Below are 26,467 nucleotides of genomic sequence, written 5' to 3' on the forward strand. Positions count from 1 at the left end.
TTTCCCGATCAACGCGTCGCCGTGTTTTGCGACGGCGGACGTTACCACCGGTCCGGCGCGAAGCAAAAGAAGGATGCGGCGATATCCGAACGGCTGCGTGGCTTCGGCATCTCACCTGTGCGTATCGACGGGCGGACAATCGTCAACGATCTTACCGCCGCCGCTGACGCAGTGGAGGAGGCATTGAAAACGGCGAAGTGATATCGCCGGCATTGCACAGAGATGCTTGTCAAGCGGATGCTTGGAAGTGCGTGACGGATTGCCGAAGGATAACGGCGTTTGCGCTTTGGGCAGCTTTATTGGGCTGGAGCGAGAGGCGGCTAGCCGTGTGTTTTGGGACACTACCGAGCCGAGCTGAACGCCCACAATCGAGACGCACAGCCGACGGGCTGGTTTACGCGACGCGAATGGCGGGTTTCAGCAAGAGGCGCTGCTCTCATCGACAACACTGACTGTCTTGAAGTGGCCGCCTACTGCCGGGCAGTCGTGCAGAAAGATTTCCGTTCACAAGTCTGACGACGCATGGCACACTAGGCTAAGACTCGACACTCAATCACTGTTAGAACGAATTGGAATTGCGGCCGCAACTGTTGAGAAACCGTAAGCCGGAGAGATCCACAAGATGGTTTCGAATCATCTGTCGCTTGATTGGCTCTAACTGAAGCTCTTCTGGTATAATAGTCGGGTTCATAAGGAGGAGATATGGGCGGTGACGACGAGGATCTCGGTTTCGGAGCTTGGGCATTCGCAGCGCTTATTTTACTGGTTGCGTTGTTTGCTGCCTCGGTCACTGCGTCGCAGGCAACCGGCAGCACCGGGGCAATAGGCATATGCGGGTTGATTTTTCTTTCTGCAGCCACGGCAGGAGCTCTAGTTGGGTTCATCTTTGCCGTTCCTAGGGTGCTTTCGAATAAGCGCGAAACTTCCCAGGTGGAAGGTGTCCGAGCGAGGGTACTTGGCACCAACACGAACCTTGAACGGATTTCGGATTGGCTGAGCACAATGCTGGTTGGAGTGGGTCTGAGTCAGCTGACCAACTTCAACGGACTCCTGGTCCAATTTCGCTTCTTCCTTGCAGAAACTGCCAAGGTTTACATGGTCGCAGGGCGGCCAAGCGCTGGTGTGATCCCGGCTGTCGGACCCTTCGTTCTTGTTCTTGGGGCCGCCAGCGGCTTTCTGTTCATGTACCTGATGACTAGACTGGTCCTCGTGGGCTTCTTTAAGGAAAGCGAGGAGATGCTCAGCGGACGCGCAGCGGCAGCGATTAGGGTCGCCGTGCGTGAGGCGCGAGATGATGCTGCATCAGCCGTATTGGCAGCTGATGCCTCTGCAGATGCTTCGAAAGCAGGCCCGCTACCTGCAGGCGAAGCGCAACCATCTGAACAGACTCCCTCGTTGCAAGACTCAGTCACAGCAGCAACCTTCGAGCACGCGGCCACCGCGCGGACGCTCACTGCTGATGATGCTCTCGAAGTAATGTTCGAGCTTCTTTATGAGCCGCGCGGCTATCTTCGCGTTATACAAATGTCGGCCGAACTTTCACGCTCTTCGATCACCCGACGGGCCGAATACTGGTTCTATCTTGCCGCTGCATTCGGGCAGAAAATGCATAACACGCTAGAGGGATCAAACGAGCGTCAGTCGGCAAGAGACAATGCTCTCGATGCCGCCCGCCGCGCGGTAAAGATCGACAAGGCCTATCGTTCGCGCCTTTGGGCTATCAGTGATCCCGAAAGCACCGATGACGATCTCGCCTTGCTGAGGGACGATGCGGAATTTCGGCGGCTTGTTGGCAAATAGCTTTGAGAGAGTTCGTGAGTCGCACAGCAGGCTTCGGCAGCGCGGGGCAGGTTTGTAACGGGCCGGTTCGACTGACCCAAAGGTCAACTTTCGTCAGAACGTGACATTTGCCGATGATCATCTGAACGGCGTGTTTTGGTCGGCAGCCGTCGGTGCCGAATCTCGCATTCTGGTGGCAAGCGGACTTTAAGCCAATACCCTTTGAATTGCTTCGCTCGCCTGTAAGTGACTCCAATAGAATCGCATCCGATCGAGTACCTCGCGATCGGAAGCTAGGAGTGTGTGAAGGCGAGGCTCCAAATCGGATGTGCCCTCATCATCATCCCAAAGCTCGTCCAAGGTGTGCGTCAGAAGCAACGCGACTGCGGACCGCTCGTTCAAGCCGAGCGAGCAATCGGCGAATAACTTAACATGCCTTCAATCTTACTCGGGTCGGCTAGTTGAATTTCCCAGTCCTGCTCGTCGCCCATCGCAGGGAGTGCCAGCAGGCGATTGATTGTAGCTACGGCGTCTCGCGTCGGGCCATAATAACCATCTTGCATAGCCAGTTTGCTACGGCATCGATTTGCGTACCGCTAGTGCCCGCAAGTGGGCGGGAGCCGTCAGTGCGGAAAATCGATTCCCGGGCAATGCCGCCGATCATGGGATTGGAGCCGCCAATGGCCGCTTTCGGCCCGAGCGGTCGCTCCCGCCCTCCGATGTGAACGGCTTAAGTTGGTCGCCAGGCGCCCCCGAGGCGATCCCTGCTCAGCGATCCCAAAGCGTTCTTCAGCCGGCCAATCTGGCCATCGGAGAGCGATCATGGAAAAGCTTGAAACGGAATCCACCGCCGCCAGGCGCTCGGTCTGGAACGCGGGAAGAACTGTCGGCGCGAAACGCGCCCTAAAGCCGAAACAGATTTGGGAAATTCGATTCTATCTCAATCAGCGGCGCCGTTTGCGGGATCGGGCGCTGTTCGACCTGGCGATCGACAGCAAGCTCCGGGGCTGCGACCTGGTGCAGATGAAGATCGGCGACCTTGTCAGCGGCGGCCAGATCCGAACGCGGGCGATCGTGATGCAGCAGAAAACGGGCCGGCCTGTACAATTCGAGCTGCTTTCGGACGCGCGGGCCAGCCTGCTGGCTTGGCTCGAGCGGCGGGGCGGCACGGTCAACGACCATGTATTTCCCAGCAGGGTTGATCACGACGGGCATCTCAGTACTCGCCAGTATGCCCGGCTCGTCGATGAATGGGTGACCGGAGTCGGGCTGATGCAAAGCGAGTATGGAACGCATTCGCTTCGCCGGACGAAGCCTTCGATCATCTACCGAGCTACCGGCAACCTGCGCGCCGTTCAGCTCCTCCTCGGTCATAGCAAGATCAAGAAACACGGTGCGCTATCTCGGGATCGACGTGGAAGACGCGCTCGCCCTTGCCGAAAATACCGAGATTTGATCGATCGGCTCCTCGCCTTTGGCGAGGGGCCGACATCACGGCGCTCAGGACTTCCCCGCCCTTCCCACCAATCGTGTTGAAAGGCCGTTCTTGCCGGAAGCCGGCGACCCCTACACGGGCTTCCCTTGGTGCCCCACAGAAGGAGACAGCCCCGCCGCCAAAGCGAGCTGCAGGACCTCGGTCAGGCTGCTCGCGTCCAATCGGTGCATCAGCTGCGCGCGATGCAGTTCGACCGTGCGGGGGCTAATGCCGAGCGTCTGCGCGATGATCTTGTTCGTACCCCCGTCAATAAGCCCGAGGAGCACCTCGCGTTCTCTCGGCGTCAGCCTGGCGATGCGGGCCGCCGCGCTCTCGTCGCGGGAGGTGGCACGCGCGGTGCCTTGGCATGCGGCGATCGCGTCCGCCAACGCGGTCTTGAGTGCGGCTTCGTCCCCGATGGGGAGGTAATCGACCGCGCCTGCCTTCATCGCGGCGACGGCGCAGCTTACATCGGCGTCAGCAATGTCGAGCGCGATCGTCGGCAGGCTGATGGATCGTGCGCGCAACTCGCGGGGCACCGACAGCCCCTCGTCGCGCTTGCGACGCAGATCGATGAGCACGCATCCCGGAGCAAGTGCCGGCGCCAAGACCAGAAACGCCGCCGCGCTGGCGAAACTTTGCGCGCGATAGCCAAGTCCGCGCACCCAGCCGGTCAGCCTGCGTGCGTCCGCCGCCTTGCCGTTCACGATGTAGATGTGGCGCACCTCCTTCACGGTCAGGTCCTCGGTGATGCCGCCGATCTGCGTAACCGCGCCCGCGCTATCGAGGATCGGGAAGCTCGTATCGCGCAGCCGGCGCACCGCACCGTCCCGCGGGCGGATGAGACGATATTCGAACTGCACGACCTCACCGGCCGCGACTGCTGCCAGCGCGTGCTCGACCTGTTGGCGATCCTCGGGATGCACGTCCTGCATCCAGATCGCGAGGTCGTTCGGCGCCTCCGCGCACGGCATCCCCCAGATCCGCGCATAGGCGGCGCTGCGATAGGTGATGGTACCGGCGGCGGGATCGCCGATCCAGATCAGGTTGGTGCTGTTGTCGGCAAAGCCGCGAAACCGCGCTTCGCTCGCGCGTATCGCCGCTTCGGCAGCGCGCTGCTGCGTCACATCGACTGCCGCGCCGATAAAGCCGACGGCCCTGCCGTCCGCAAAGCTCGCCCGCCCGGACGTGGCGATATGACGTGTCACGCCGTCGTCCCGCCCGATCACCCGATATTCGATCGAATAGCTGCCGTCGCCCGCGGGATCGACACAGCGCGCGATCGCCTCCTGCACACGCGCGCGGTCCTCGGGATGAATGCCCGCCTCGAAGACGGCGCTGTCGGTCGCTGCGCCCGGTGGCAGGCCCCACATCGTCCGGAGCCGATCGTCCCATTCTAGCGCGCCGGTCAGCGGATCCCAGGCATAGATGCCGATGCCGACCAGTTCGGTCGCGGCACGCAGGCGTGCCTCGCTGGTGCGCAGCGATTCCTCGAAGGCCCGTCGCTCGCTGGTGTCGCGCGAGACTCCGACGACGAGTTCGACCGCGCCTGCTGCGTCGCGCACCGGTCCCCAGAGATAGGTAAAATAGGCGGCCTGGCCCGTGGGGCTGCGGAAGAAGACCTCGTTCTGGACGGTCACGCCCTCGGCGAAGATCTGATCGATGTGCCCGTTGAGCACCGTGGCCAGATCCTGCGGATAGTCGAGTTCCGCGAACGTCTTGCCCAGCATCGTCTCGGCGCTGAGCCCGAACAGCGCCAGCATCGCCCGGTTCGCGTAGACGAACCGCCGCTCTCGATCGAAGGCGTAAACATAGTCCGGAATGGCGGAGAGACTCGCTTCGAGGAAACGGGCATGGTGCGCCAGCGCTTCTTCCGCGGCGAACGCGCGCTCTTGGTTGGGTTGCGCCTCCACCGATCGGGTCTTTTCCAGCGCCACGCCGGCTTCTCCTCGGTCCTTGCCGGTGCAGCCGGCAAGTGCCCCTCAGCGGGGAGAGTTCCCTAGGCATCGCCCGTATGTGCCTGCGGCAAGGCGAAACCTAGGTCGGGGACATCCAACCGAGGAGACCGGCATGAAAGCCCTAGTCTGGCACGGCAAGGAGGACATCCGATACGACACGGTGTCCGACCCTTCGATCGAAGACCCGCGCGACGCCATAATAAAGGTTACGAGTTGTGCGATTTGCGGCTCGGACCTGCATCTCTTCCACAATCTCGTTCCCGCGATGCTGCCCGGCGACATCATGGGCCATGAGACGATGGGCGAGGTCGTCGAGGTCGGCAGCGGCGCAAAGGGCGCGTTGAAGAAGGGCGACCGCGTGGTGATCCCGTTCACCATCCAGTGCGGCGAATGCGACCAGTGCCGCCGCGGCAACTTCTCGGTGTGCGAGCGCACCAACCGCAAGAAGGAACTGGGCGACAAGGCGTTCGGCCATGCGACCGCCGGGCTGTTCGGCTATACCCATCTCACCGGCGGCTATCCCGGCGGCCAGGCCGAATATCTCCGCGTGCCCTTCGCCGACACCACGCACATCAAGGTGCCCGACGGCATCGACGACGAGAAGCTGCTGTTCCTCTCGGACATCCTGCCGACCGGCTGGCAGGCGGCGGTGCAGGCCGACATCCAGCCGGGCGACACGGTCGCCGTCTGGGGCTGCGGGCCGGTCGGGCAGATGACGATACGCTCGGCCATCCTGCTCGGTGCCGAGCAGGTGGTCGCGATCGATCATCTTCCGGAACGCTTGTCGATGGCCGCCGCCGCGGGCGCGATCACCATCAACTTCGAGACCGAGAGCGTCGTCGAGTGGCTGAACGAGCTCACCGACGGCAAGGGGCCGCACAAGTGCATCGACGCGGTCGGCACCGAAAGCCATGTCAATCTCGGCCAGCCCGATACGCTGCTCGATCGCGCCAAGCAGATGCTGATGGCGGAGAACGACCGGCCGCACGTGCTGCGCGAGATGATTTATGTCTGCCGCCCGGGCGGCGTCATCTCGATCATCGGCGTCTATCTGGGTTTGGTCGACAAGATCCCCATGGGCCAGGCGATGAACAAGGGCCTCACCTTCCGCATGGCCCAGGCACACGTGCCCCGCTGGACCGGCGACCTGCTGCGGCGGATCGAGGACGGGCAGATCGATCCGTCCTTCGTGATCACCCACAAGGTCGATCTCTCCCGCGGTCCCGAGATGTACGCGACCTTCCGCGACAAGGCGGATGGCTGCGTCAAAGTCATGCTCCAGCCCTGAAGGAGGCACCCATGTCCCTCACCAATCTCACCGGGAGCGCGCGTTCGGAAGGCGATCCCAAGATCGAGCACAAGGGCCCCAGTTCGCTGACCGGTGCCGACCGGCTCGCCCGCGCGCTCGGCTGGTTCTCGATCGGGCTCGGGGTCACCGAACTCGTGGCACCCGGCCGCATCGCCCGCACCCTGGGGCTGGAGGACAAGCAGGGCCTGATCCGTGCCTATGGCGCGCGTGAGCTGGCCAGCGCCATCCCGACGCTCTCGATCGACAAGCCTGTGGGGCTCGCGGCGCGGATCGGCGGCGATGCGCTGGACCTTGGCACGCTGGCGACGGCACTGCACAAGGACAATCCCAAGCGTCGCAACGCGGCGATTGCCACGGCGCTCGTGGCGGGCATCACGCTGCTCGATCTCGCCGCACTGGCGGGGGTGAAGGCCGCCCACAAGCGCGAGGCGAGCAGCGACCGCGACTATTCCGATCGCTCGGGGCTGCCGCGCGGTGCGACCGCGTCGCGCGGTCTGGCCCGAAAGGACTTCGACATCCCGGAGGACTATCGCGCCGAGGGGACGGTGGCGGATGCGCTGCCGGCGCTTCCCGCATGAACGCCGCGGCCGCCGATACGCGGCTCGATGCCGCGGCGCGCGGCGCCGTGACGATCGGCCGGCCGGCCGAGGAATTGCGCGCGCTCTGGCTGGACCCCCAGACGCAGGTACAGATCTGGTCACATTTTGCGGATGTGGTCGCGCTCGACGACCGCACCGCCGACTGGCGCGCCCATGGCCCGGCGGGCGGCGACTATCGATGGCGGACGGAAGTCGTGGACAGCGGGCCGGACGCAATCCGCTGGTCGTCGCTGGAGGGCGCCGACGTGCCGAACACCGGCGACCTGTCCTTCCGTCCCGCGCCGGGCGATCGCGGCACCGAACTGCATCTGAACGTGCGTTTCGATCCGCCGGGCGGCCTGCTCGGCGAGGCGGTCAGCAAGCTCTTCCACATCGTCCCGGCCGAGATCGTCGCCCACGCGCTCTACAAGTTCCGCGCGCTCGCGCTCACCGGCGAGATCCCCACGACCGACCCGCAGCCCGCCGCCCGCAAGGGCGGGGCCGACCACTAGGAGCAGGCCGATGCGCGCACTCTGCTGGAACGGAGTCAACGATCTCCGCGTCGAGACCGTCGCCGACCCCGAAATCCTCAACCCGAGCGACGTGATCCTCAAGGTTCGCCTTTCCACCACCTGCGGATCGGACCTGCACCTCATCGACGGCCTGATCCCGACCATGCGCGAGGGCGACGTGCTGGGCCATGAGTTCATGGGCGAGATCGTCGACGTCGGGCGCGCGGTGACCAAGGTGAAGCGGGGCGACCGCGTCGTCGTGCCTTCCTTCATCGCCTGCGGACAGTGCTGGTATTGCCAACACGATCTCTACTCGCTGTGCGACACCAGCCACCCCAAGCCCGAACTGCAGGAGCCGCTGCTCGGCTACCCGACGGCGGGCATCTACGCCTATTCGCATGCCTTTGGTGGCTATGCCGGCAGCCATGCCGAATATGTCCGCGTGCCCTTCGCCGATACCGATTGTTTCGTCGTGCCCGACGGTCTCGCCGACGAGGACGCCCTCTTCATCTCGGATGCCGCCCCGACCGGCTTCATGGGCGCCGACTTCTGCGACATCCAGCGCGGCGACGTGGTTGCGGTCTGGGGCTGCGGCGGAGTCGGCCTGATGGCGCAGCAAAGCGCGATGATCCTCGGTGCCGAACGCGTGATCGCAATCGACCAATATCCCGAGCGGCTCGCCCAAGCGGCGGCGTTCGGCGCCACCCCGCTCGACTTCACCCAGGTGGACGTCCTCGAGGCGCTGAAGGAACTGACCGGCGGCCGCGGACCCGATGCGTGCATCGACGCGGTCGGCATGGAGGCGAGCGGCACCGGGCTGCAGCACGCCTATGACCGGGTGAAGCAGGCGCTCTATCTGGAAACCGATCGCGGCACGGCGCTGCGCCAGGCGATGCTCGCGGTGCGCAAGGGCGGCACGCTGTCGATCCTCGGCGTCTATGGGCTGATGGACAAGTTTCCGCTCGGGGTCCTGATGAACAAGGGCGTCACCGTGCGGACGGCGCAGCAACACGGCCAGGCCTATGTGCCGCGCCTGCTCGAACACGCGCTGCGCGGCGAGCTCACCCCGGCCGCGCTCGCCACGCATCGCTTCTCGCTCGAGGACAGCGCCAGGGGCTATCACATGTTCAAGCACAAGGAGGATGGCTGCCTGCGCGCCGTCTTCATGCCTTGAGGCCCCGGAAGGCTTCCCAGCGATGCTGATCGAGCAGATCCTAGGCGCGGCGCTGACCCTCCTGTTCCTCGCCGACATCTTCCTAACCGTGCTTTATGCCCGGGCGGGCACGGGGCTGCTCGCGCCGCTCTGGAATCGCATGGTGTGGGCGGTGCTTCGCGGCGTCGCCAAGCGCGCCGGCAGGCGCCGCGGCACGATCCTGTCGATGGCCGGACCACTGATTGTCGTGTCGCTGATCGGCTTCTGGGCGCTGGGTCTCACGCTGGGCGCGGCGCTGGTCATCCAGCCGGAGCTCGGCACCGCCATTCGCCCGTCCAGCGGGGAGACGCCGAGGGATTTCGTCACGGCATTGCTCGTTGCGGGAAACAGCCTGTCGATCGTCGGCGGGGGCAACTATGCCCCGCACAGCACGGGCACGCGACTGCTGTTCCTGATGAACTCGCTGATCGGCGCGTCGGTACTGTCGCTGGTGCTGAGCTATCTCGTCCAGGTTTATTCGGGGCTGCGCGAGCGCAACGCGCTGGCGCTGACCACCGACCTGATGACCGGCGGTACCGGCGACGCGGCGGTGATGCTCGCCCGCCTCATGCCCGGCGGCAAGATGGACGACGCGACCAGCGAATTGGCCAATCTCGCCCGCTCGATCGCGGCGACCAAGGAGGCGCATCATTTCTATCCGCTGCTCTATTACTTCCGCTTCGAGGAGCCGCGCTATGCCGTGTCGCGGTTCAGCTTTGTCCTGCTCGACCTGATCACGCTGATCGACACCGCGCTCGATCCCCACCGATACGGCAGCCTCCGGGCCTCAGCCGCCGTCCGCTCGGTGGCGATGGGGGCGGACATGCTGATCGAGACGCTCGACGCCAATTTCCCGACCGTTAAGGGCTCTCCAGAAGACGTCGCAGAGACCTGGCGGCTGCGCCAGAGCTTTCTCGCGGCCGTCCAAACGCTGCGGAGCGCCGGCATCGTCGTCGATGCCGATACAATCGACGGGTATCTGGCCGAACGCCACCGCTGGGAGCCGCGGATCCGGCGCGTGGCGCCGACGCTCGGCTACGCCATGGCAGAGGTGGATCGGCGTTCCGTCGAAGCCCGGCACCGGCCGGAGCCCTGATGCGCGGGCACATGTCCCGAAAGCCTAGCGAAGGTTGGCGGCCAGAAAGTCCACAAATACCCGCACGCGCGCAGGCACATTGGGCCCGCCGACGAACACCGCGTGAATCTGTTCGACATCGCCCGGGTTGAACGCTTCGAGGAGCGGCACGAGCGTGCCGTTCGCGATCTCCTCCGCCACGCTGAAGGCGCCCACCCGGGCGATGCCGACCCCGATCGCCGCGAGCTGCCCCAGCGTCTCGCCATTATTGGCCTCGAACCCGCCGCGCACCGATAGCGCGAAGTCGTGACCATCGCGCCGAAACGGCCAGACGGGTTCGGAACGGCGGAAGCTGAAGTTCAGGCAATTATGGGCGAACAGGTCCTCGGGCACCCGGGGCGTTCCGTGGCGGGTGAGATAGTCGGGGGCGGCGACGATCACCCGCCGGGTCTCGCCGATCTTGCGGGCGGTAAGCGAACTGTCCGGCAGCGGTCCGAACCGCACCGCGACATCGGCCTGCCCCGCAGCGATGTCGACCAGCGTATCGGTCAGCGCGATGTCGATCAGGATATCGGGGTAGAGCGCGGCGAACGTGCCGAGCAGCGGCACCACGCACAGCCGTCCGTGCGACAGCGCCGCGCTGACCCGCAACCGCCCGCGTGGGCTTCCCTGGTCGGCAATCTGCTGCTCCGCATCGTCGAGATCGGCGAGGATGCGCCGCGCCGCCTGCAGATAGGCGCGGCCCTCGGCGGTGAGCGAGAGCGCCCGGGTGGAGCGCAGCAACAGGCGCACGCCCAGCCGCGCCTCGATCCGGTCGACCGCGCGCGCCACCGCCGATGGGCTCATGCCCAAATGCCGCGCCGCAGCCGAGAAGCTGCCCTGCTCGATCACCGCAGCGAACAGCGCCAGCGCATGCGCCCGGTCGCTGCCGCCGCTCAGCTTTGCGTCCATTGCACAAATCCTTCGCGTTGGCCCCAGCTACACCGCCGCTGCCAGGCCGTCCATCTTTGCCCGGACCAAGCAACAGGACGGTGATCATGGAATATCGGCAATTGGGACGATCGGGGCTGCGGGTGCCCGCGCTCAGCTTCGGCGCAGGCACCTTCGGCGGCCAGGGGCCGTTGTTCAGCGCCTGGGGGCAGAGCGATGCGACCGAGGCACGGCGGCTGATCGACATCTGCCTCGATGCCGGCGTGACGCTGTTCGATACCGCCGACGTCTATTCGGGCGGCGCATCGGAGGAAATCCTGGGCGCGGCGATCCGCGGCCGCCGCGACGCGGTGCTCGTCTCGACCAAGACCGGGCTGCCGATGGGCGACGGCCCGCAGGACTGGGGTGCCTCGCGCGCGCGCCTGATCCGCGCCGTCGAGGATGCGCTGCGCCGGCTGGGCACCGACCATATCGACCTGCTCCAGCTGCACGCCTTCGACGCCTCCACGCCCACCGAGGAAGTGATGGGCACCTTCGACCTGCTGATCGCTTCCGGCAAGGTGCGCTATGCCGGCGTGTCCAACTATCCCGGCTGGCAGGTGATGAAGGCGCAGGCGGTGGCGGAGCGCCATGGCTGGCCACGGCTCGTCGCGCACCAGGTCTATTACTCGCTGATCGGTCGCGCCTATGAGGCCGACCTGATGCCGCTGGCGGCGGACCAGGGCGTAGGCGCGCTGGTGTGGAGCCCGCTCGGCTGGGGCCGGCTGACCGGCAAGATCGGCCGCGATCGCTCGATCCCGGAAGGCAGCCGCCTGCATGCGACTGAGCAGTTCGCGCCGCCCGTCGAGGCCGAGCATCTCTACCGTGTCGTCGATGCGCTGGAAGCGATCGCCGCCGAGACCGGCAAGACCGTGCCGCAGATCGCGATCAACTGGTTGCTGCAGCGCCCGACCGTGTCTTCGGTGATCATCGGCGCGCGCGACGAAGCGCAGCTGCGCCAGAATCTCGGCGCCGTCGGCTGGGCGCTGAGCGCGGAGCAGATCGCCACGCTCGATCGCGCCAGCGAGGTGCTGCCGCCCTATCCGCACACCCCCTATCGCCAGCAGGAGGGCTTTGCCCGCCTGGCACCGAGGCTCGCATGAAGAACCAGCTTGGCCTGCTGGCCCTCGCGGTCGGTGCCTTCGGAATCGGCGTCACCGAATTCGCGCCGATGGGGCTGCTGCCTGTCATCGCGAAGGATCTGCAGGTATCCATCCCCGCGGCAGGGCTGCTGATCAGCGCCTATGCACTGGGCGTGATGATCGGCGCACCGCTGATGACGCTGACCACCGGACGGGTGCCGCGGCGGATGCTGCTGATCGGCCTCGCGGGCATCTTCACCGCGGGCAACCTGCTCGCGGCGGTGTCCGACAGCTACGCGATGCTGCTCGTCGCCCGCGTGCTCACCTCGTTCAACCACGGCGCCTTTTTTGGCGTCGGATCGGTCGTGGCGGCGGGGCTGGTGGCGCCCGAGCGCCGGGCCAGCGCGGTCGCCTCGATGTTCATGGGGCTGACCATCGCAAACGTGGTGGGCGTGCCGCTCGCCACTTGGGCGGGCGAGCATCTCGGCTGGCGCGCGTCCTTCTGGGGCGTCGCCGGCCTCGGCGTGCTGACGATGGCGGCACTGCGCCTGACCCTGCCCGCACTTCCTGCGCCCGAGGGGGGCAACGTGCGCGCAGAGCTGCGGGTGCTCACCCGCAAGCAGGTGCTGGGCGCGCTGGCGCTCACCGTAGTCGGATCGAGCGCGATGTTCACCGTGTTCACTTACATCACGCCGATCCTGCGCGACGCGACGCATGCGTCGCTGGGCTTCATCACCGCGATGCTGGTGCTCTATGGGCTGGGGCTGACCGCGGGCAACTGGCTGGGCGGCCGCTTCGCCGATCGCTCCGTCGACCGGACCTTGCTGATCACGCTGGCCGGCCTGTCCGCCATCCTGGTCGCCTTCGCCCTGCTGATGCCACAGGCGGGCCCGAGCGCGGTGCTGATCTTCCTGTGGGGTGTGGCGAGCTTCGCGCTGGTGCCGCCGCTGCAGGTGCGGGTGATGACCGCGGCAGCGGACGCGCCCAACCTCGCCTCCGCGGTCAATATTGGCGCGTTTAACCTCGGCAATGCCTTCGGTGCGGCACTGGGGGGCGGCGTGATCGCCGCGGGGCTCGGCTATCCGGCGGTGGCACTGGCAGCCGCCGCGACGTCGCTGTTGGGGCTGGTGGCGCTATGGACGACCAGCCGAGGTAAAGCTGTGCAGCAACCCGACTGGCAACGCGATTCTCTAGCCGTCGCTGAGAAGGGATGACGTTCAAGACTTCCTCGCCAGTGACGTTGGGCGCCGCTTGGCGAGAATGCCAGCGTGATACTCGCGAGCAGCATATGAACAACGACTGTTTCGGGATCGTTCGACAACATTTCTAACGATCCAGATTGAGCGCGCTGCTCCCAGGGCAAATGGAGGGAATAGCAATGGCAGCTGTTGTCAGGAACTGCCATCGTAAAGGAGGCGGGGAACGGCGCATTCTGGTCGGGAGATGCCGGGAGCGAGATCGACGTGATTTGGGACATTTCCCAAATCCGCACTGGTCTCGCCTAACGGCGGGATCAGCCGAGAGCTGCCGTTTGCCAAAACCCCGAGAAGATCGTGTTGTAAGAATTTGAACTTGGTCTTTTCTACGTTGAGCGGGATTTCATACCAGTGCAGCGAGCCTGTCAAGCAGCCAGCTTAGTACTGGATGATTGGTGGTCCGGTCGTGCCAAATACTGGCGATGGCAAAGCCGGGTAGATTGTCTACCGACGTCGCGAAACCAGAGAACTGCCGGGCGATGGAAAAATTCAGGCGACCGAAGCCATTGATGCGACCGCACAGCGGCTCGCCCGACTTCTACTCTGGTCCGTTTAGCCCGCTTTGCGCTATGGCCCGACGGTCTGCGCGACCACCGTTTCGCCCGATCATCGCAGCTGGAGGACGGTTGCGCGTCGCAACTTCAGAAAAAGCTCCAGCGCCGAAGCGCCGGAGCTCGTCAAGCACGAACCGTGATCGTGGTTCTCAGAAGTTCCCGCGCAGGATGAACGAGAAGCGACGATCGTTGACGAAATAGGATCGCGGCGCCGTGGCCGTGGATCCGTTGATATAGGCCTGCTCGGTCTTCACGACTTGGTTGGCCAGGTTGACGCCCTGCACGCCGATCTTGACGTACTTGTTGATGCTGTAGAACGCCGAGGCATCAAGCTGCCCGCCCGCCGACTGGAAGATCGACGTGTATGGGAAGATGACGTCCGCCGCGGTGAGCAGATACTTCGACCGCCAGTTGTAGGCCGCACGAACCGACACCGGGCCCTTTTCGTAGAACAGCGTAGCGTTGAAGTTGTGCTTCGAAAGACCTTCCAGCGGCAGGTTGCCCGGTTTGATGTTGGAGTTGTTCGTCGGAGCGCCGCCGTTCAGGAAGGAATTGGGCAGGCCCGAGCTGTCGATGTACGAATAGTTCAGGTTGGCACCCAGACCGCCGAGCACCCCCGGCAGGAAGTCGAAGGTCTGCTGATAGGCAACCTCGGCACCCTTGATCTTGCCATAGCCGTCGTAATTGGCCGGACCACGGACGATGACGTCCTGCGTCACGCCGCCGCCGGTGACCGCGCGGGTGGTCAGCGACTGGTAGAAGAAGTTGTGGATCGACTTGTAGAACACGTCGACCGACAGCTGCCCGACGCGGCCGAAATACCATTCCATCGTCGCATCGAACTGCCACGCCGTCGCCGGCTTCAGATAGGGATTGCCCGCCGTCGCAGTGAGCGCCCCGCTGGAGGAGTCGAAGCCGACCGAAAGGAAGTTGCGGATGTTGGCCAGATCTGGACGCGTCATCACCTTGGAGGCGGCGAGGCGCAGGATCAGGTTGTTGGTCAGGCCGAACTTCAGGTTGGCGCTGGGCAGCCAGTAGCCATAGTTCACCCGCGCGACCTCCGGCGTGGTCACGCCCGTCGAGAAGTTGCGCAGCGTGTTGTAGCCTGTCTCGCCGAGGCGGCAGAGTGCGCTCACCGTGGTGCCGGTGCTGGAGCAGGTCGCGGCGAAGCTGTCTTGCGTGCCGGTCTGCTGCTGGGTCGGCGCACCGATCGAGCCCGCCGAGGTGAGATCGCTGACGACATAGCGCAGGCCGACATTGCCGCTGACCTTGACGTTGCCGAACACGGGGCCCGGCGACTGAAAGTTCAGCTGCGCATAGACGTTCTTGTCCTGCTGCGTGACGTTCTGGATCTCCGAGGGGAGATAGGGCGTGCCGGCGACGACACCGCCGCGCGACGCCAGCGGCGACCAGGGCGTGGAGCTCGCGCCGTTCGCCTGCCACTGCTGGCCGATCTTCTGGAAATAGGCGGTCGACTGATTGTACCCGTCGATCAGATCGCCCGTATAGTAATAGCCGCCGATCGGCCCCTTGGTCGCGCCCCGGAAGAAGTTCGGGAAGCTGTAGAACGCGGTCTGCTGCGGCGACTGGGCAAAGGAAACCGGCGTGCCCGCCCACACCTCGCTCAGCGCACCCCAGTTATAGGTGCTGTAGCGCACGTCCGACGCGCGATCCGCATAGCGGGCGCCGAACTTCAGGTGGGTGAGGAAGCTGTCTTCGCCGAACTTGTAGTCAAAGTCCGCCTTGAAGGCATATTCGCGGCCTTCGCTCTGCTCCAGATGGTCCATCGCCGCGCGCCAGAACTGGTTCTGCGGGTTCTGGAAATATTGCGCGTCGCTCTGCCCGGCCAGCGCCGGGTTGGAGGTGCCGAGCACGGTCGGCTTGTGCGGCGTCACGACCGGCAGGTTGCCCGTAAGGTCGAGTTCCGAGTCAGCGAAGGTCGAGCCGAACACCGCGAAGTCGGTGTTGTTGTGCTTGGCCTTGGTATAGTCGGCATCGAGGTTGACCGAGAGGCGATCGCTGAGTTCGGTCTTCAGGTTGAGGCCGTAGTCCCAGATGGTGTTCTCGTCGAGCACCTGGCGCCGCGACAGCGATTGCTGCGTGCCGCCGGTGGGCACGTAGCAGGGCTGGATGGTGCCGTCGCCGGCGCAGCGGCTGCCGCCGCCATTGCCGGGCGCGGTGATGTAGCCCGACTGGAACAGGCCCGAGGAATCGAACTTGTAGTTGGTCGTGGAACCGACCGCACACTCTGCGCGCGTCGTGCCGCCGGGCCCGTTGCCGTTGGGCGCGCAGCCGAGCGGATAGGTGTTGTATTCCGACAGGTCCGGCGCGGTTTCGAAAGTATGCTCGCCCCAGGCATTGGTGGTGTGGGTGCGCAGGAACTGTGCGGTCAGGATCGTGCGGTTGTCGCGGCTCTGCCACTGCGCCGCAACGGCGACGCCGTCGCGCTTGCGGTCATAGTCCTGGCTGCGGAACTGGCCGCCGATCGGCGCATAGCGCACCGACGCCGGATCGAGCAGCCCGTCCGCACCCGGCGTGCTGCCGGTGCCGCAGGCTGAGCCGCCGGCGGGCAGCGTCGTGCTGTCGCCGGTGCCGGGCAGCGGATTGCGGCAGACCAGGTTGGTGGTCGAGTTGGCGGCAAGCGCCTGTTGGTTGTCCCGCGTCTGGAAGTTGGTGACCTGGATCCCGTCCGCGCGACTGCGGATGCGCGAGTAGGACACGTCCCCGAGCAGGCCCAGCGTACCGATGCCGGTCTCCCAGGTGTTGCTGATCAGCAGCGAGGCGGTCGGCGACCACTTCTTCTCCATGTCGCCATAATTGGCCTCGAGATCGGCGCCGACGTGCAGGCCCTTGTTGTCGAACGGCTTGCGGGTGTTGAGGTTGACCGTGCCGGCCAGGCCGCCTTCGATCATCTCGGCCGTCGCGTTCTTGTAGACTTCGACCGAGCCGAGCAGCTCGGCCGGCACGTCCGCGAAGTTGATCGCCTGGCCCCCGATGCCGGCGGAGAAGGTGTCGCGCCCGTTGAACTCCGAGCGGACGAAGTTCAGGCCGCGGACGTTCACGCCCGAGCCTTCGACCGAGAAATGGTCGGGATCGTTGGTGCCGGCGAAGCGGCTAATCGTCACGCCCGGCACGCGCTGCAGCGCTTCGGTGACGGAGCGGTCCGGCAGCGCCCCGATGTCGCTGGCGGTGATCGCGTCGACCACGGTATCGGCATTGCGCTTGATGTTCTGCGCATTGGCAAGGCTGGCGCGGATGCCGGTGACGACGATCTCGTTGCCCTGGTCGGCGGGCGTGCTGTCGACCGGCACCTGCTGGTCCGGCGTCGTCGTCTGTGCATGGGCGGCACCCATCATGCCCGCGACACAGAGCGCGGTGACCGAGGCCCCGCGCAGGAAAGATCCAATCTCGTTGATATCGCGCAAGCGCGCAGGCGACATGGTTCGCATAATCCCCTCCTCAGATAAGCTTGTGACTCGTTGGCCACGACAAGGTTGTCAGGAAGGTAGATCAGATGATGGTAACGTTGACAATGCGAGCGCTACCATTGCGAGAAACGTTTTCGAAAGCACTGTAGCCGTTTTGCAACGGTAGCATGGTCGCGTCCAAGGAAGCGTTTGACATCCTGCGGGGCGTTGCTGGTACCCCTATCTCCAACGAGAGAGGATGCAGCGATGGCCGGGCGACAGAGTCTACGGGTTGTGATCGTCGGAGGGGGCACGTCGGGCTGGATGACCGCGGCTGCCATTGCGCGTTTGTTGCCAGCGCGTTGCAGCCTGCACCTCATAGAGTCCGAGGCGATCGGCGTGATCGGCGTCGGCGAGGCGACGCTGCCGCACATCCGCAGCTTCGTGGAAAAGCTCGGCATTCGCGAAGCCGATTTCATGGCCTGGACTCGCGGTACGTTCAAATTGGGTATCGAATTCCGCGACTGGGGAAAGATCGGCGACAGCTATGTCCATCCCTTCGGCACGTTCGGGCGCGGCAAGGGCGAGGTGGACTTCCACCATTACTGGACTCGGCTGCGGCGTGCGGGGGCGGATGTGCCGCCGCTCGAAGCCTTTTCCTATGCCTGCATGCTCGCGCGCGCCAACCGGTTCGAGGTGCCGGCGACCGACCCCGCGCAGCTCGCCTCCACCTATGGCTATGCCTATCAATTCGATGCGCTGCTGTTCGCGCCGTATTTGCGGAGCATCGCCGAAGGACTGGGCGCGATGCGCAGCGAGGGCAAGGTGGTCGAGGTATTGCGCGACGGCACGAGCGGCGACATCACCGCCGTCCGCCTCGACGACGGCCAGCTGATCGAAGGCGACCTGTTCATCGATTGCTCGGGCTTCCGCTCGCTGCTGCTGGGCGAGGCGTTGGAGGAACCGTTCGAGGACTGGAACCACTGGCTTCCCGCCGATCGCGCCGTGGCGATGCCATGCCGCACCGAAACCTCGGTCACGCCCTATACCAGCGCAATCGCCATGCCGGCCGGGTGGCGCTGGCGTATCCCGCTGCAGCACCGCACCGGCAACGGCTATGTCTTCGCCAGCGCCTTCACCTCGGACGATGCGGCGGCGCAGGCGCTGACCCAGGCGGTGGAGGGCGCGCCGCTCGCCGATCCACGCTTCCTGCGCTTCCGGGCGGGACGGCGCCGGCGCAGCTGGGTGAACAACTGCGTCGCGATCGGGCTGGCGAGCGGGTTTCTGGAGCCGCTGGAATCGACCAGCATCTATCTCGTCCAGCAGGCGATCACCGCGCTGATCGAGCTGTTCCCGGAGACCACGATCTCGACGGTGGATCGGGACGAGTTCAATCGCCTGGTCGATCTCGAATATGATCGCATCCGCGACTTCCTGATCCTCCACTACCACGCGACCACGCGATCGGATTCCGACTTCTGGCACTATGTTCGCACCATGGCCGTGCCCGACAGCCTTGCCGAGAAGATCGAGCTGTTCCGCCGGGCCGGCCGGGTGGTGAAGTATCGCGAGGGGGTGTTCCTGGATGCCAGCTGGATCGCGGTCTATGTCGGCCAGGGGATCATTCCGGAAGGTTATGACCCGCGCGCGGACCTGCCGGACAACGATAGCCTGATGCGCGGCATGCAGGCGCTGCGGGCGGAGATCGACGCCACCGTCGCGCAGGTCCCCGAGCATCTGCGCTACATCGACCAGTGTTGCGCCATGGCGGCGGCGGCATGAGCTTGCGCACTATTCTCGTCGTCGGCGGGGGCATGGTGGGGTGGTCGGCCGCCGCTGCGCTCAAGCGCCGCCTTCCGCAGCTGGACATCACGATCGTGCCGGTCGCGCCGCCCGCCGATGCGCTGGCGGACCGCATCGCAAGCACGCTGCCCTCGATCCTCGGCTTCCACGGCGACCTGGGCATCGGGCTCGGCGATGCGGTGCTGCGCACCGGCAGCCACTATCGCCTCGGCACCTTGTTTCGCGATTGGGTGGAGGGTGCCCCGGACTATGTGCACGCCTATGGTCGGGCGGGCATGCCGATAGGTGGCGCGCCGTTCCCGTCGTTATGGGCACGCGCTGCGCTGGCGGGTGCCGCCCCGCCGTTCGATGCGCTCTCGGCGGCCGCCATGATGGCGCGAACGGGCCGGTTCGTCACACCACAGGCCGACGGCCTCCTTTCCGAGCACAGCTTTGGCCTCGCGCTCGACATTCCGCGCTACACCGCGATGCTGATGGCCTTTGCCCGCCATGTCGGCGTGCAGGGCCATCTCGGCGAGGTGGCGCATGTCGAGCAGGACGCGCGGGGCGACATTGCAGCCGTGGTCCTGGACAATGGTACCCGTCTCACCGCCGATCTCTACTGCGATTGCACTGGCCCTGCCGCCCGTCTGCACGGGACGATGGCGGTTCCCCACGAGAGTTGGCAGGCGTGGCTGCCCTGCGATCGGATCGTGCTGGATGATATTGCCGGCGACGACGAAGCAGCGCCGATGGAGCGGGTGACGGCAACCAATCATGGCTGGCGCTGGGTAAGCGCCCGCCAGCGCGGAACCGTCTACTGCGCCGCTTCCGGGGCAAGGCACGAGGGCGCCGTTGCCTTCCGCTCCGGCGCCACGCTGGAGCCCTGGCGCGGGAACGTCGTCGCGATCGGCGATGCCGCCGTCGGCGTGGAGCCGCTCGAGTGGAGCAATCTCCATCTCGCGCACAGCGCCATCGACCGGCTGATCGCGATGCTGCCCGCCGGTCGGCCCCATCCGCTGGAGGCCGCCGAATATAATCGGCAGGCGCTCGCCGAGGCGCGGCGCGTGCGTGACTTCCTCGTGCTCCATTATGCCACCGCCCGGCGCGACACGCCGTTCTGGCAGGCGCGGGCACAAGCTAGCCTGCCGGAGTCCCTCGCGCATACGCTGCGGCTGTTCCGCGAGCGCGGCCGCCTGCCATATTATGAGGAGGAGACCTTCGACCGCGACAGCTGGCTCGCCGTGCTGTTCGGGCAGCAGGTGCTGCCCCGCCGTATCGATCCGCTGACCGATGCCGTGCCGCCCGACGAAGCGGCAGCCGCGCTGGCGTCGCTACGGGACAGCATCGCGCAGGCGATCGAGCGGGTCCCCACGGCCGCGCGGTTCCGGGCCCTGCAGATGGAGCGCCTCCATGAACGCGCATAGCATCCGCGACGTCGTGATCGTCGGCGGCGGCACGGCCGGGTGGATGGCGGCCGCGGCCTTCTCGCGCTTTCTCGACAATGGCTATACCCGCATCACCCTGGTCGAGTCCGACGAGATCGGCACGGTGGGCGTGGGCGAAGCGACGATCCCGCCGATCCTGCGCTTCAACCAGATGATCGGGCTCGCCGAGAACCAGTTCCTCGCGGAGACCGGTGGCACCTTCAAGCTGGGCATCGAGTTCGTCGACTGGGGCGCGCTGGGCGACCGCTATTTCCATCCCTTCGGCAATTATGGCCAGGATCTGGAAGGGGTGCCGTTCCACCAGCTCTACCTGCGCGAGCGGGCACGCAGGCCGATGCCGGAGATCGCCGCCTGGTCGATGAGCGCGGTGGCGGCATCGCTGGGGCGCTTCGGGCGTCCCTCCGCCACGGCGCAATCGCCCATTCGCGAGCTGTTCTACGCCTTTCACTTCGACGCAGGCCTCTACGCGCAGTTGCTCCGCACACTGGCGGAATCGCGCGGCGTTACACGCATCGAAGGCAAGGTCGTCACCGTGGCGCAGCGGGCGGAAGACGGGTTCGTCCAATCCGTGACGCTCGCCGACGGGCGCGTCGTCGCGGGCGACCTGTTCATCGATTGCTCCGGCTTTGGCGGACTGCTGATCGAGGAAACCCTGCGGACGGGCTACGAGGATTGGCGGCACTGGCTGCCCTGCGACCGTGCGATCGCGGCCCCTTGTGCCCCTGTGGGAGAGCCCACGCCCTTCACCCGCGCCACTGCACGCGCGGCCGGCTGGCAGTGGCGCATCCCGCTCCAGCACCGGATCGGCAACGGCCTTGTCTACTGCAGCGAATATCTGGAGGACGACACCGCCGAGCAGCAGCTTCTGGACTCGCTAGAGTCGCCGGCACTGGCCGAACCGCGCCGCCTGCGCTTCACCACCGGACGGCGGCGTGCGCTCTGGTCCCACAACGTCGTGGCGCTTGGCCTTGCGGGCGGCTTTCTCGAGCCCCTCGAGTCGACGAGCATCCATCTGATCCAGAGCGGCATCGCGCGACTGCTGACGCTATTTCCGGACAACCGGTTCGATCCGGTCGAGCGGGAAGAATATAACCGCCAGATGCGTGCGCTGTACGATGATGTCCGCGACTTCATCATCCTGCACTACAAGCTGACGAACCGCGACGACTCCGCATTCTGGAATCGCTGTCGCACGATGAACCTGCCGGATAGCTTGGCGCACCGGCTTGCACTCTTCGGCCAGAAGGGACGGATCTTCCGCGAAGCGGCTGAACTTTTTTCGAGCTCCAGTTGGGTTTCCGTATGCTTGGGCCAGCACCTCGTCCCCCGAGACATTGCCCCCCTCGTCGATGCGCTGGATAGCGATCGCGTTGCTGCGGCGATGGAGCAACTTCGGCGCGGCTATCAGGGAACCGCGTCGAAGATGCCGACGCACGGAGCCTTCCTATCCCAATGCCTGAAAGGCATGTGACAGGCCCCATGCTGGCAAATGCGGTGGCGCCCTGCCACCGCTGCAGCAAAAAACTGAAGAACCGACCTGAGCTCGACAATTGCGAGAAAGTTGCCTCGGTTGGTTGGCTAACGATCGTAGATCCTCAGCGACACCCGGACGCCGCTCGCTTTTGCGCACTGTCAAACCGCGCGCGACTTCTGATCGCTGTTATGGGACACCATTCTGACGCTCCGTTGCAGAACGCCCTAATGGCAACTTCTTTCAGGAGCAGACGTTTGTCGCTACAGATCTAAAGGCCGGCTTTAGTCGGATGCAGCCACGCATCCCTATTGCTCAGATGGCTTTGAGCACGCATCAGGAAGCATTGGCCGGACATAGCTGATCACGCTCTGGGAAACGTGAGGCTGGGCAACATGCGAGGCTTTCTCGCAGAGCTCGACCGCCATTTGGGCCGCCGCATTTATGTTGCCCGCCAATCATTTGAGTTTCGAGCCTATGCTCTCGGAGACGGAGCGAAGATCGAAGGCGCTCTCCCTCTCGGGAGTGGCAGAATCGCCGAGGATGGCGGCGATCGGAAGGGCAGTTATCTTGATCAACTTCGATGGAGCACGGCTTGCAGTCGCCGCCGAATGGGCCTGTCCCATAGCTGCAGGGCAGCGACGGCGACCAGAAGCGTGAGCAGATACAGCAGGATCGCGACAGCGGCGGTCATTCCCGAGGATGCCGGCGCCGTCGCCACCCAGTTCATGTAAACGTACACGAACGGATAATGGGTGATGTAGAGCGGGTACGAAATTCGCCCCGCCGCCTTGCACAGCTGCAAGCTCAGCGGACTGCCCGACGAATGCCGACCTGCAACGAGGATTGCGGGGAACAGCAGCAGCACGCAGGCAGCCTGGTAAAGCCCATTCAACTTCACGCCCCAGAACTGGGGCAGCACCGGCGCGCCGAACGCCAGCAGCAGCATCAGGCTGAGCGGCAGGAAGCCCAGCCGCATCCGCGGCAGCCGATCACGAACTCGGTACAGCAACAGACCGGCAAGGAAGGGATAGGCCAGCCGCACCAGCCCGCCCCAGAAATTGTAGAGCGCCCATCCGGTGTCGTAGGAGCCGAGCGTCAGCGCCATCGCAGCCGAGGCGATAGCCGCCAGAATCGCGAGCGCAAACAACGGTCGCACGCCGAGCCGGCGCAGCACGAGCGCATAGGTGAGGTTGGCGATATATTCCTGGAGCAGCGTCCACGCCGGTGCATTGATAGGATGACTGTCGCCCAGCCGATTGGGCAGCGGCGCCGAGGGCAGCGCCAGCAGTGCCGCGCCGAACGCTAGAGCAACGAGCGGCCAGGGGGCATGCTGCCGATCCCCAGCAAAGGGGTCCACGCAGTAGCTCACCAGCCCCAGCAATGCTCCCAGCACCACCAGCGGGTGCAATCGCACAAGCCGGCGGGCAAGGAACTCCCGCACCGTCATTCGCCCCCAGCGATCGTCATAGGCGTAGCCAACGACGAAACCGGACAAAGCGAAAAAGAAGTCGACCGCCAGATAGGCGTGCGGGAGCAGCAGCCGGTTGGCCTCGAACAGCACGGTAATGCCCTGGATGTGGAATGCCACCACCAGCAGCGCCGCGGTGCCCCGCAGCCCGTCGAGCACTTCGAAGTGCATCTTGCCGTCCGTCGTCGTATCCGGTGCCGGCTTCGTCATCGCGCCACCGGCCGCGCGGGGTTGCCTGCTACCGTCGTTCCGGCGGCTACGTCGCGCGTCACCACGCTGCCTGCGCCGATGATCGCATCGTCGCCGATCGTCACCCCCGGCAGGATCAGCGCGCCGCCGCCGATCCAGACATTGGCGCCGATGCGGATTGGCCGTCCGAATTCCAGCCCCTGCGCCCGCAGCTCCGGATCGCGTGGGTGATCGGCGGTGAGTATCTGCACGCCCGGCCCGATCTGCGTGCCCGCGCCGATCTCGACGCGCACCACGTCCAGGATCACGCAGCCGAAATTGAGAAAGACGCGCGTTCCGAGATGGATGTTGGTGCCATAGTCGCAGTGAAAGGGCGGACGGACGACCGTTCCTTCCCCGACCTGCCCCAGCCCCTCGACCAACAACGCGTGCCGATCAGCCATGTCGTCGCCGAGCGACGCATTGTACCGTACCATCCAGGCTGCCGCACGCGCGGCGTCTGCGGCGATCTCGGGATCGTCGGCCGTGTAGAGTTCGCCGGCCAGCATGCGCTGCTTCTGGGTCATGGGCTCAGCTCAGGTCGTGCAGGTCTTTGCCGAGCGGCGCGGTGATGCGGAGATCGGAGAACCGCACCTGCAACCCTTCGCGCTCCGGCGTACATGCCATCGGGCCGACCTGATAGGCGGATGCCACCGGGAACGGCGCCAGCCGCACCAACGGCCAGGTCTTGCCATCGGCCGAGACCTGCAGGCGCAGCACGCCCTTGGCGACTGTCGCGCGCATCCAGAAATCGGCAGCGTTGCCGGCATAAGAACCGGTGGACCAGTCCGATCGGCCGTCGGTCAGCACGCTGCTGAGCATGGCGCGGCCGTCGGAGAGCTCGATCCCTGCCTTCACCCAGCGACGCTCATCGACACGCACCATGATGCCCGCCTGGTCGTACAGCTTCTCATACTGGCCGCGGATGCGCAGTTGCGCGGTGAATGCGTCGCCGGTCGGGAAGCCGAGGAAGTGCCCGCTGTCGCGGGTGAAGCCGTAATGTGTCTCCCGCCAGAAGTCGGTACCGCGATCGGTCACCAGCGTCAGGTCCTCGCCGCCGTCCGCGTGCCACCGGTTCGGTGCGTGGAGCCAGCGGCCGTCCTTCCGCCCCAACACCGCTTCGTCGGCAGCGGCATTTGTGGTCGCGCCCGCGACGCCCGGGACGCTTAGCGCAACGGCGCTACCCAGGATCGTCCGGCGCGACAGCTGTGGTTCCTGCATCGTCCTTCCCCTTGCAACATGTTTGCGGCAGGAACCCTCCTGCCGCATATCGGCAGCATGTGTACATTTGTACATATCGAATGCAATGGTGTTTGGGGAACGTTGGTATGGCCGAGGGAGCAGCGAGGCGAAACGATCCTGAAAGGCGGCAGCGCATCGTCGCGGCCGCGCTAGACGTGATCGCCGATCGCGGCGTCTCGAACACCACACATCGCCGCATCGCCGCGGCAGCGGGCGTGCCGCTGGGATCGGTCACCTACTACTTCGAGACGCTCGAGGCGTTACTCACCGAAGCGTTCGTGCAATTGGCGGAAGAGGCCTCCGACGCCTTCCGAGCGCGGATGGCAGCGGCGACCGACCGCGACAGCGCGCGCGAGGCGGTCATCGACATCATCAGCGGGTCGGTCTGGGCGGAGCCGCGAACGCTGCTACTCAGCTACGAACTCTATGCCTTTGCAGCGCGCCATCCCCCGGTGGCAGCAATCATGCGGCGCTGGATGAACAACAGCCGCGCTGCCCTGGAGCGGTTCTTCGATCCATTGACTGCGCGCGGCCTTGACGCCTTGGTTGAAGGAATCGGCATCCACAACTCGATCGATCTCCGTCCGCTCGATCGCGCCGCGATAAGCGACCTCGTGGCTCGTGTGACCAATCGGCAGCTTCTGTCAGAAGCCGACGTTCACGACGGTTGATGCGAACGACGCATTCTGGTCGACTGCTGCCGAAACCGCGACCGACGTGCACTAGGACTTTGCAGTCCTTCAGGGCATCAGCGGGGAACGGCAGGTCCTGACGAAACCCGCCAATCCAGCAACGGGCCAATGGTAAGGCAAGGCCGTACACCCCCACACGGCGTTAAGCATTTACCGCCAGCTTACTGTCGAGCCAAGCGCGGATCGCGCTGGTTGTTTCCTCGGGCGCACTGAGGTTAGGGCAGTGGCCAGTCGCACGCAATCGGACGAAATCGCTGCCGGTAATACGCGCTTGAACATACCGCCCAACTGCTTCGGGTGCGATCGCGTCATTCGAGCATTGCAGGATCAGCACCTTTGCCGGCACCGCTTCGAGGTCCCGGCGGTTGTCCGACGAGAATGTTACATGGGCGAAGTGCCTGGCAATAGCCGGATCGGCGCGACAGAAGCTCGCAGCAAGTTCCTCGACCAACTCCGAGCGTTCGGGATTTCCGATCGCGAGCGAGGCCACCTGAATGGACCAATCGCGGAAATCCTCCTCCGAAAGCGCCATCAGTCGATCGATCTCGGTCGCCTCAAATCCGCCAAAATATTCTCCATCGTTGGTGTACCGCGGGGACGGGCCGACGAGAACCAGCCTAGTGAACATGCCAGGTGCCATCTTCGCGGCCAGGATACCGATCATCGCGCTTACGGAGTGACCCACGAAGATCGCGTCCCGAAGGCCCAGGCTCTCGCCGATCTCGACCACGTCTTCGGCATAGCCCTGCAGCGTCTGATATTTGCCGGGATTCCAGGCAGCGAGATTGGAACCGCCGGCACCGACATGATCGAACAGAATCACGCGGTGCGTGTGCTCGAACGCAGGCGCGACATGGCGCCACATCGTCTGGTCACAACCATAGCCGTGCGCGAACAGGATCGCGGGTTCACCGGACCCGAACGTCCGCACATTGTTTCGCAAGCCCACGTTCAAATTGCCAACTTCCCAAGGCTCCGGTCGCCCTAC

General features: G+C 65.1%; 20 protein-coding genes and 1 pseudogene. 14 read left to right on the top strand and 7 right to left on the bottom strand.

Features of this window, described 5'->3' with window-relative positions; genetic code table 11:
- Nucleotides 1-21: 21 nt before the first annotated feature.
- The 3 genes and pseudogenes from BM009_RS22205 to BM009_RS09885 all read left to right on the top strand — a co-directional run bounded on the left by BM009_RS22205 (nucleotide 22) and on the right by BM009_RS09885 (nucleotide 3,235).
- Nucleotides 22-201, top strand: a complete 180-nt coding sequence (locus tag BM009_RS22205) for a hypothetical protein (RefSeq protein ID WP_139216589.1) — start codon at nucleotides 22-24, stop codon at nucleotides 199-201.
- A 501-nt stretch (nucleotides 202-702) separates the two neighbouring features.
- A complete protein-coding gene (locus BM009_RS09880) occupies nucleotides 703-1,800 on the top strand; it encodes a hypothetical protein (protein ID WP_139216590.1) in 1,098 nt (365 codons plus the stop codon).
- 801 nt (nucleotides 1,801-2,601) lie between these two features.
- A pseudogene (locus BM009_RS09885) lies at nucleotides 2,602-3,235 on the top strand (tyrosine-type recombinase/integrase).
- A gap of 110 nt (nucleotides 3,236-3,345) precedes the next feature.
- On the opposite strand, the gene BM009_RS09890 reads toward BM009_RS09885, so the two are convergent.
- Entirely contained in the window at nucleotides 3,346-5,190 is a 1,845-nt protein-coding gene (locus BM009_RS09890) for a PAS domain S-box protein (protein WP_093295741.1), read from the bottom strand.
- Between the two features lie 133 nt (nucleotides 5,191-5,323).
- On the opposite strand from BM009_RS09890, the gene BM009_RS09895 reads away from it, so the two are divergent.
- The 5 genes from BM009_RS09895 to BM009_RS09915 are packed head-to-tail and all read left to right on the top strand — an operon-like array spanning nucleotide 5,324 to nucleotide 9,898.
- Entirely contained in the window at nucleotides 5,324-6,499 is a 1,176-nt protein-coding gene (locus tag BM009_RS09895; RefSeq protein ID WP_093295742.1) for a zinc-dependent alcohol dehydrogenase, read from the top strand.
- An 11-nt stretch (nucleotides 6,500-6,510) separates the two neighbouring features.
- A complete protein-coding gene (locus tag BM009_RS09900; RefSeq protein ID WP_093295744.1) occupies nucleotides 6,511-7,098 on the top strand; it encodes a hypothetical protein in 588 nt (195 codons plus the stop codon).
- A complete protein-coding gene (locus BM009_RS09905; protein WP_093295745.1) occupies nucleotides 7,095-7,610 on the top strand; it encodes an SRPBCC family protein in 516 nt (171 codons plus the stop codon). The genes BM009_RS09900 and BM009_RS09905 overlap by 4 nt, the downstream gene beginning before the upstream one ends.
- A gap of 10 nt (nucleotides 7,611-7,620) precedes the next feature.
- Nucleotides 7,621-8,784, top strand: coding sequence for a zinc-dependent alcohol dehydrogenase (locus tag BM009_RS09910; RefSeq protein WP_093295747.1), 1,164 nt, complete (start codon nucleotides 7,621-7,623; stop codon nucleotides 8,782-8,784).
- Between the two features lie 22 nt (nucleotides 8,785-8,806).
- Nucleotides 8,807-9,898: a hypothetical protein gene (locus BM009_RS09915; RefSeq protein ID WP_093295748.1), complete on the top strand. Its 1,092-nt coding sequence runs from the start codon at nucleotides 8,807-8,809 to the stop codon at nucleotides 9,896-9,898.
- A gap of 24 nt (nucleotides 9,899-9,922) precedes the next feature.
- On the opposite strand, the gene BM009_RS09920 is transcribed toward BM009_RS09915, so the two are convergent.
- Nucleotides 9,923-10,828: a LysR family transcriptional regulator gene (locus BM009_RS09920; protein WP_093295750.1), complete on the bottom strand. Its 906-nt coding sequence runs from the start codon at nucleotides 10,826-10,828 to the stop codon at nucleotides 9,923-9,925.
- 86 nt (nucleotides 10,829-10,914) lie between these two features.
- Here BM009_RS09920 and BM009_RS09925 point away from each other — a divergent pair, with 86 nt between their 5' ends.
- Nucleotides 10,915-11,949, top strand: a complete 1,035-nt coding sequence (locus tag BM009_RS09925; protein WP_093295751.1) for an aldo/keto reductase — start codon at nucleotides 10,915-10,917, stop codon at nucleotides 11,947-11,949.
- On the top strand, nucleotides 11,946-13,142 hold the full coding sequence (locus tag BM009_RS09930) for an MFS transporter (RefSeq protein WP_093295752.1): 1,197 nt from the start codon (nucleotides 11,946-11,948) through the stop codon (nucleotides 13,140-13,142). Before BM009_RS09925 ends, BM009_RS09930 begins: the two co-directional genes overlap by 4 nt.
- A gap of 745 nt (nucleotides 13,143-13,887) precedes the next feature.
- Here BM009_RS09930 and BM009_RS09935 read toward each other — a convergent pair.
- On the bottom strand, nucleotides 13,888-17,187 hold the full coding sequence (locus BM009_RS09935; protein ID WP_254772224.1) for a TonB-dependent receptor: 3,300 nt from the start codon (nucleotides 17,185-17,187) through the stop codon (nucleotides 13,888-13,890).
- Between the two features lie 225 nt (nucleotides 17,188-17,412).
- Between BM009_RS09935 and BM009_RS09940 the strand changes: the two genes are divergently transcribed.
- Genes BM009_RS09940 through BM009_RS09950 form a run of 3 tightly spaced genes read left to right on the top strand, consistent with a single transcriptional unit; the run spans nucleotide 17,413 to nucleotide 21,846 of the window.
- Entirely contained in the window at nucleotides 17,413-18,927 is a 1,515-nt protein-coding gene (locus BM009_RS09940) for a tryptophan halogenase family protein (protein WP_093295753.1), read from the top strand.
- A complete protein-coding gene (locus BM009_RS09945; RefSeq protein WP_093295889.1) occupies nucleotides 18,924-20,354 on the top strand; it encodes a tryptophan halogenase family protein in 1,431 nt (476 codons plus the stop codon). The genes BM009_RS09940 and BM009_RS09945 overlap by 4 nt, the downstream gene beginning before the upstream one ends.
- A complete protein-coding gene (locus BM009_RS09950; RefSeq protein ID WP_093295755.1) occupies nucleotides 20,341-21,846 on the top strand; it encodes a tryptophan halogenase family protein in 1,506 nt (501 codons plus the stop codon). Before BM009_RS09945 ends, BM009_RS09950 begins: the two co-directional genes overlap by 14 nt.
- A 574-nt stretch (nucleotides 21,847-22,420) precedes the next feature.
- On the opposite strand, the gene BM009_RS09955 is transcribed toward BM009_RS09950, so the two are convergent.
- From BM009_RS09955 to BM009_RS09965, 3 genes are read right to left on the bottom strand one after another with little or no spacing between them, the layout of a single operon-like run.
- Complete coding sequence (locus tag BM009_RS09955; RefSeq protein ID WP_093295757.1) at nucleotides 22,421-23,527, bottom strand: acyltransferase family protein; 1,107 nt, start codon at nucleotides 23,525-23,527, stop codon at nucleotides 22,421-22,423.
- Nucleotides 23,524-24,072 (bottom strand): sugar O-acetyltransferase, encoded by a 549-nt coding sequence (locus tag BM009_RS09960; RefSeq protein ID WP_093295758.1) that lies wholly within the window; start codon nucleotides 24,070-24,072, stop codon nucleotides 23,524-23,526. Before BM009_RS09960 ends, BM009_RS09955 begins: the two co-directional genes overlap by 4 nt.
- Before the next feature lie 4 nt (nucleotides 24,073-24,076).
- A complete protein-coding gene (locus BM009_RS09965; protein WP_093295760.1) occupies nucleotides 24,077-24,766 on the bottom strand; it encodes a DUF1349 domain-containing protein in 690 nt (229 codons plus the stop codon).
- Nucleotides 24,767-24,873: 107 nt separating this feature from the next.
- Between BM009_RS09965 and BM009_RS09970 the strand changes: the two genes are divergently transcribed.
- Nucleotides 24,874-25,458, top strand: coding sequence for a TetR/AcrR family transcriptional regulator (locus BM009_RS09970; RefSeq protein WP_093295762.1), 585 nt, complete (start codon nucleotides 24,874-24,876; stop codon nucleotides 25,456-25,458).
- Nucleotides 25,459-25,621: 163 nt separating this feature from the next.
- On the opposite strand, the gene BM009_RS09975 is transcribed toward BM009_RS09970, so the two are convergent.
- A complete protein-coding gene (locus BM009_RS09975; protein ID WP_254772237.1) occupies nucleotides 25,622-26,428 on the bottom strand; it encodes an alpha/beta fold hydrolase in 807 nt (268 codons plus the stop codon).
- Nucleotides 26,429-26,467: the final 39 nt, after the last annotated feature.

Origin of the sequence: Sphingomonas sp. NFR04 (assembly GCF_900114095.1) — a bacterium.
In the GTDB taxonomy this organism is placed as follows: domain Bacteria; phylum Pseudomonadota; class Alphaproteobacteria; order Sphingomonadales; family Sphingomonadaceae; genus Sphingomonas.

What these genes read in the sequence shown, in the direction of transcription:
- BM009_RS09935 (WP_254772224.1), bottom strand. Translation starts at nt 17,187, where the DNA reads ATGCGAACCATGTCGCCTGCGCGCTTGCGCGATATCAACGAGATTGGA.
- BM009_RS09955 (WP_093295757.1), bottom strand. Translation starts at nt 23,527, where the DNA reads ATGACGAAGCCGGCACCGGATACGACGACGGACGGCAAGATGCACTTC.
- BM009_RS09920 (WP_093295750.1), bottom strand. Translation starts at nt 10,828, where the DNA reads ATGGACGCAAAGCTGAGCGGCGGCAGCGACCGGGCGCATGCGCTGGCG.
- BM009_RS09900 (WP_093295744.1), top strand. Translation starts at nt 6,511, where the DNA reads ATGTCCCTCACCAATCTCACCGGGAGCGCGCGTTCGGAAGGCGATCCC.
- BM009_RS09910 (WP_093295747.1), top strand. Translation starts at nt 7,621, where the DNA reads ATGCGCGCACTCTGCTGGAACGGAGTCAACGATCTCCGCGTCGAGACC.
- BM009_RS09945 (WP_093295889.1), top strand. Translation starts at nt 18,924, where the DNA reads ATGAGCTTGCGCACTATTCTCGTCGTCGGCGGGGGCATGGTGGGGTGG.
- BM009_RS09940 (WP_093295753.1), top strand. Translation starts at nt 17,413, where the DNA reads ATGGCCGGGCGACAGAGTCTACGGGTTGTGATCGTCGGAGGGGGCACG.
- BM009_RS09925 (WP_093295751.1), top strand. Translation starts at nt 10,915, where the DNA reads ATGGAATATCGGCAATTGGGACGATCGGGGCTGCGGGTGCCCGCGCTC.
- BM009_RS09950 (WP_093295755.1), top strand. Translation starts at nt 20,341, where the DNA reads ATGAACGCGCATAGCATCCGCGACGTCGTGATCGTCGGCGGCGGCACG.
- BM009_RS09965 (WP_093295760.1), bottom strand. Translation starts at nt 24,766, where the DNA reads ATGCAGGAACCACAGCTGTCGCGCCGGACGATCCTGGGTAGCGCCGTT.
- BM009_RS09970 (WP_093295762.1), top strand. Translation starts at nt 24,874, where the DNA reads ATGGCCGAGGGAGCAGCGAGGCGAAACGATCCTGAAAGGCGGCAGCGC.
- BM009_RS09915 (WP_093295748.1), top strand. Translation starts at nt 8,807, where the DNA reads ATGCTGATCGAGCAGATCCTAGGCGCGGCGCTGACCCTCCTGTTCCTC.
- BM009_RS09895 (WP_093295742.1), top strand. Translation starts at nt 5,324, where the DNA reads ATGAAAGCCCTAGTCTGGCACGGCAAGGAGGACATCCGATACGACACG.
- BM009_RS09905 (WP_093295745.1), top strand. Translation starts at nt 7,095, where the DNA reads ATGAACGCCGCGGCCGCCGATACGCGGCTCGATGCCGCGGCGCGCGGC.
- BM009_RS09930 (WP_093295752.1), top strand. Translation starts at nt 11,946, where the DNA reads ATGAAGAACCAGCTTGGCCTGCTGGCCCTCGCGGTCGGTGCCTTCGGA.
- BM009_RS09960 (WP_093295758.1), bottom strand. Translation starts at nt 24,072, where the DNA reads ATGACCCAGAAGCAGCGCATGCTGGCCGGCGAACTCTACACGGCCGAC.
- BM009_RS09880 (WP_139216590.1), top strand. Translation starts at nt 703, where the DNA reads ATGGGCGGTGACGACGAGGATCTCGGTTTCGGAGCTTGGGCATTCGCA.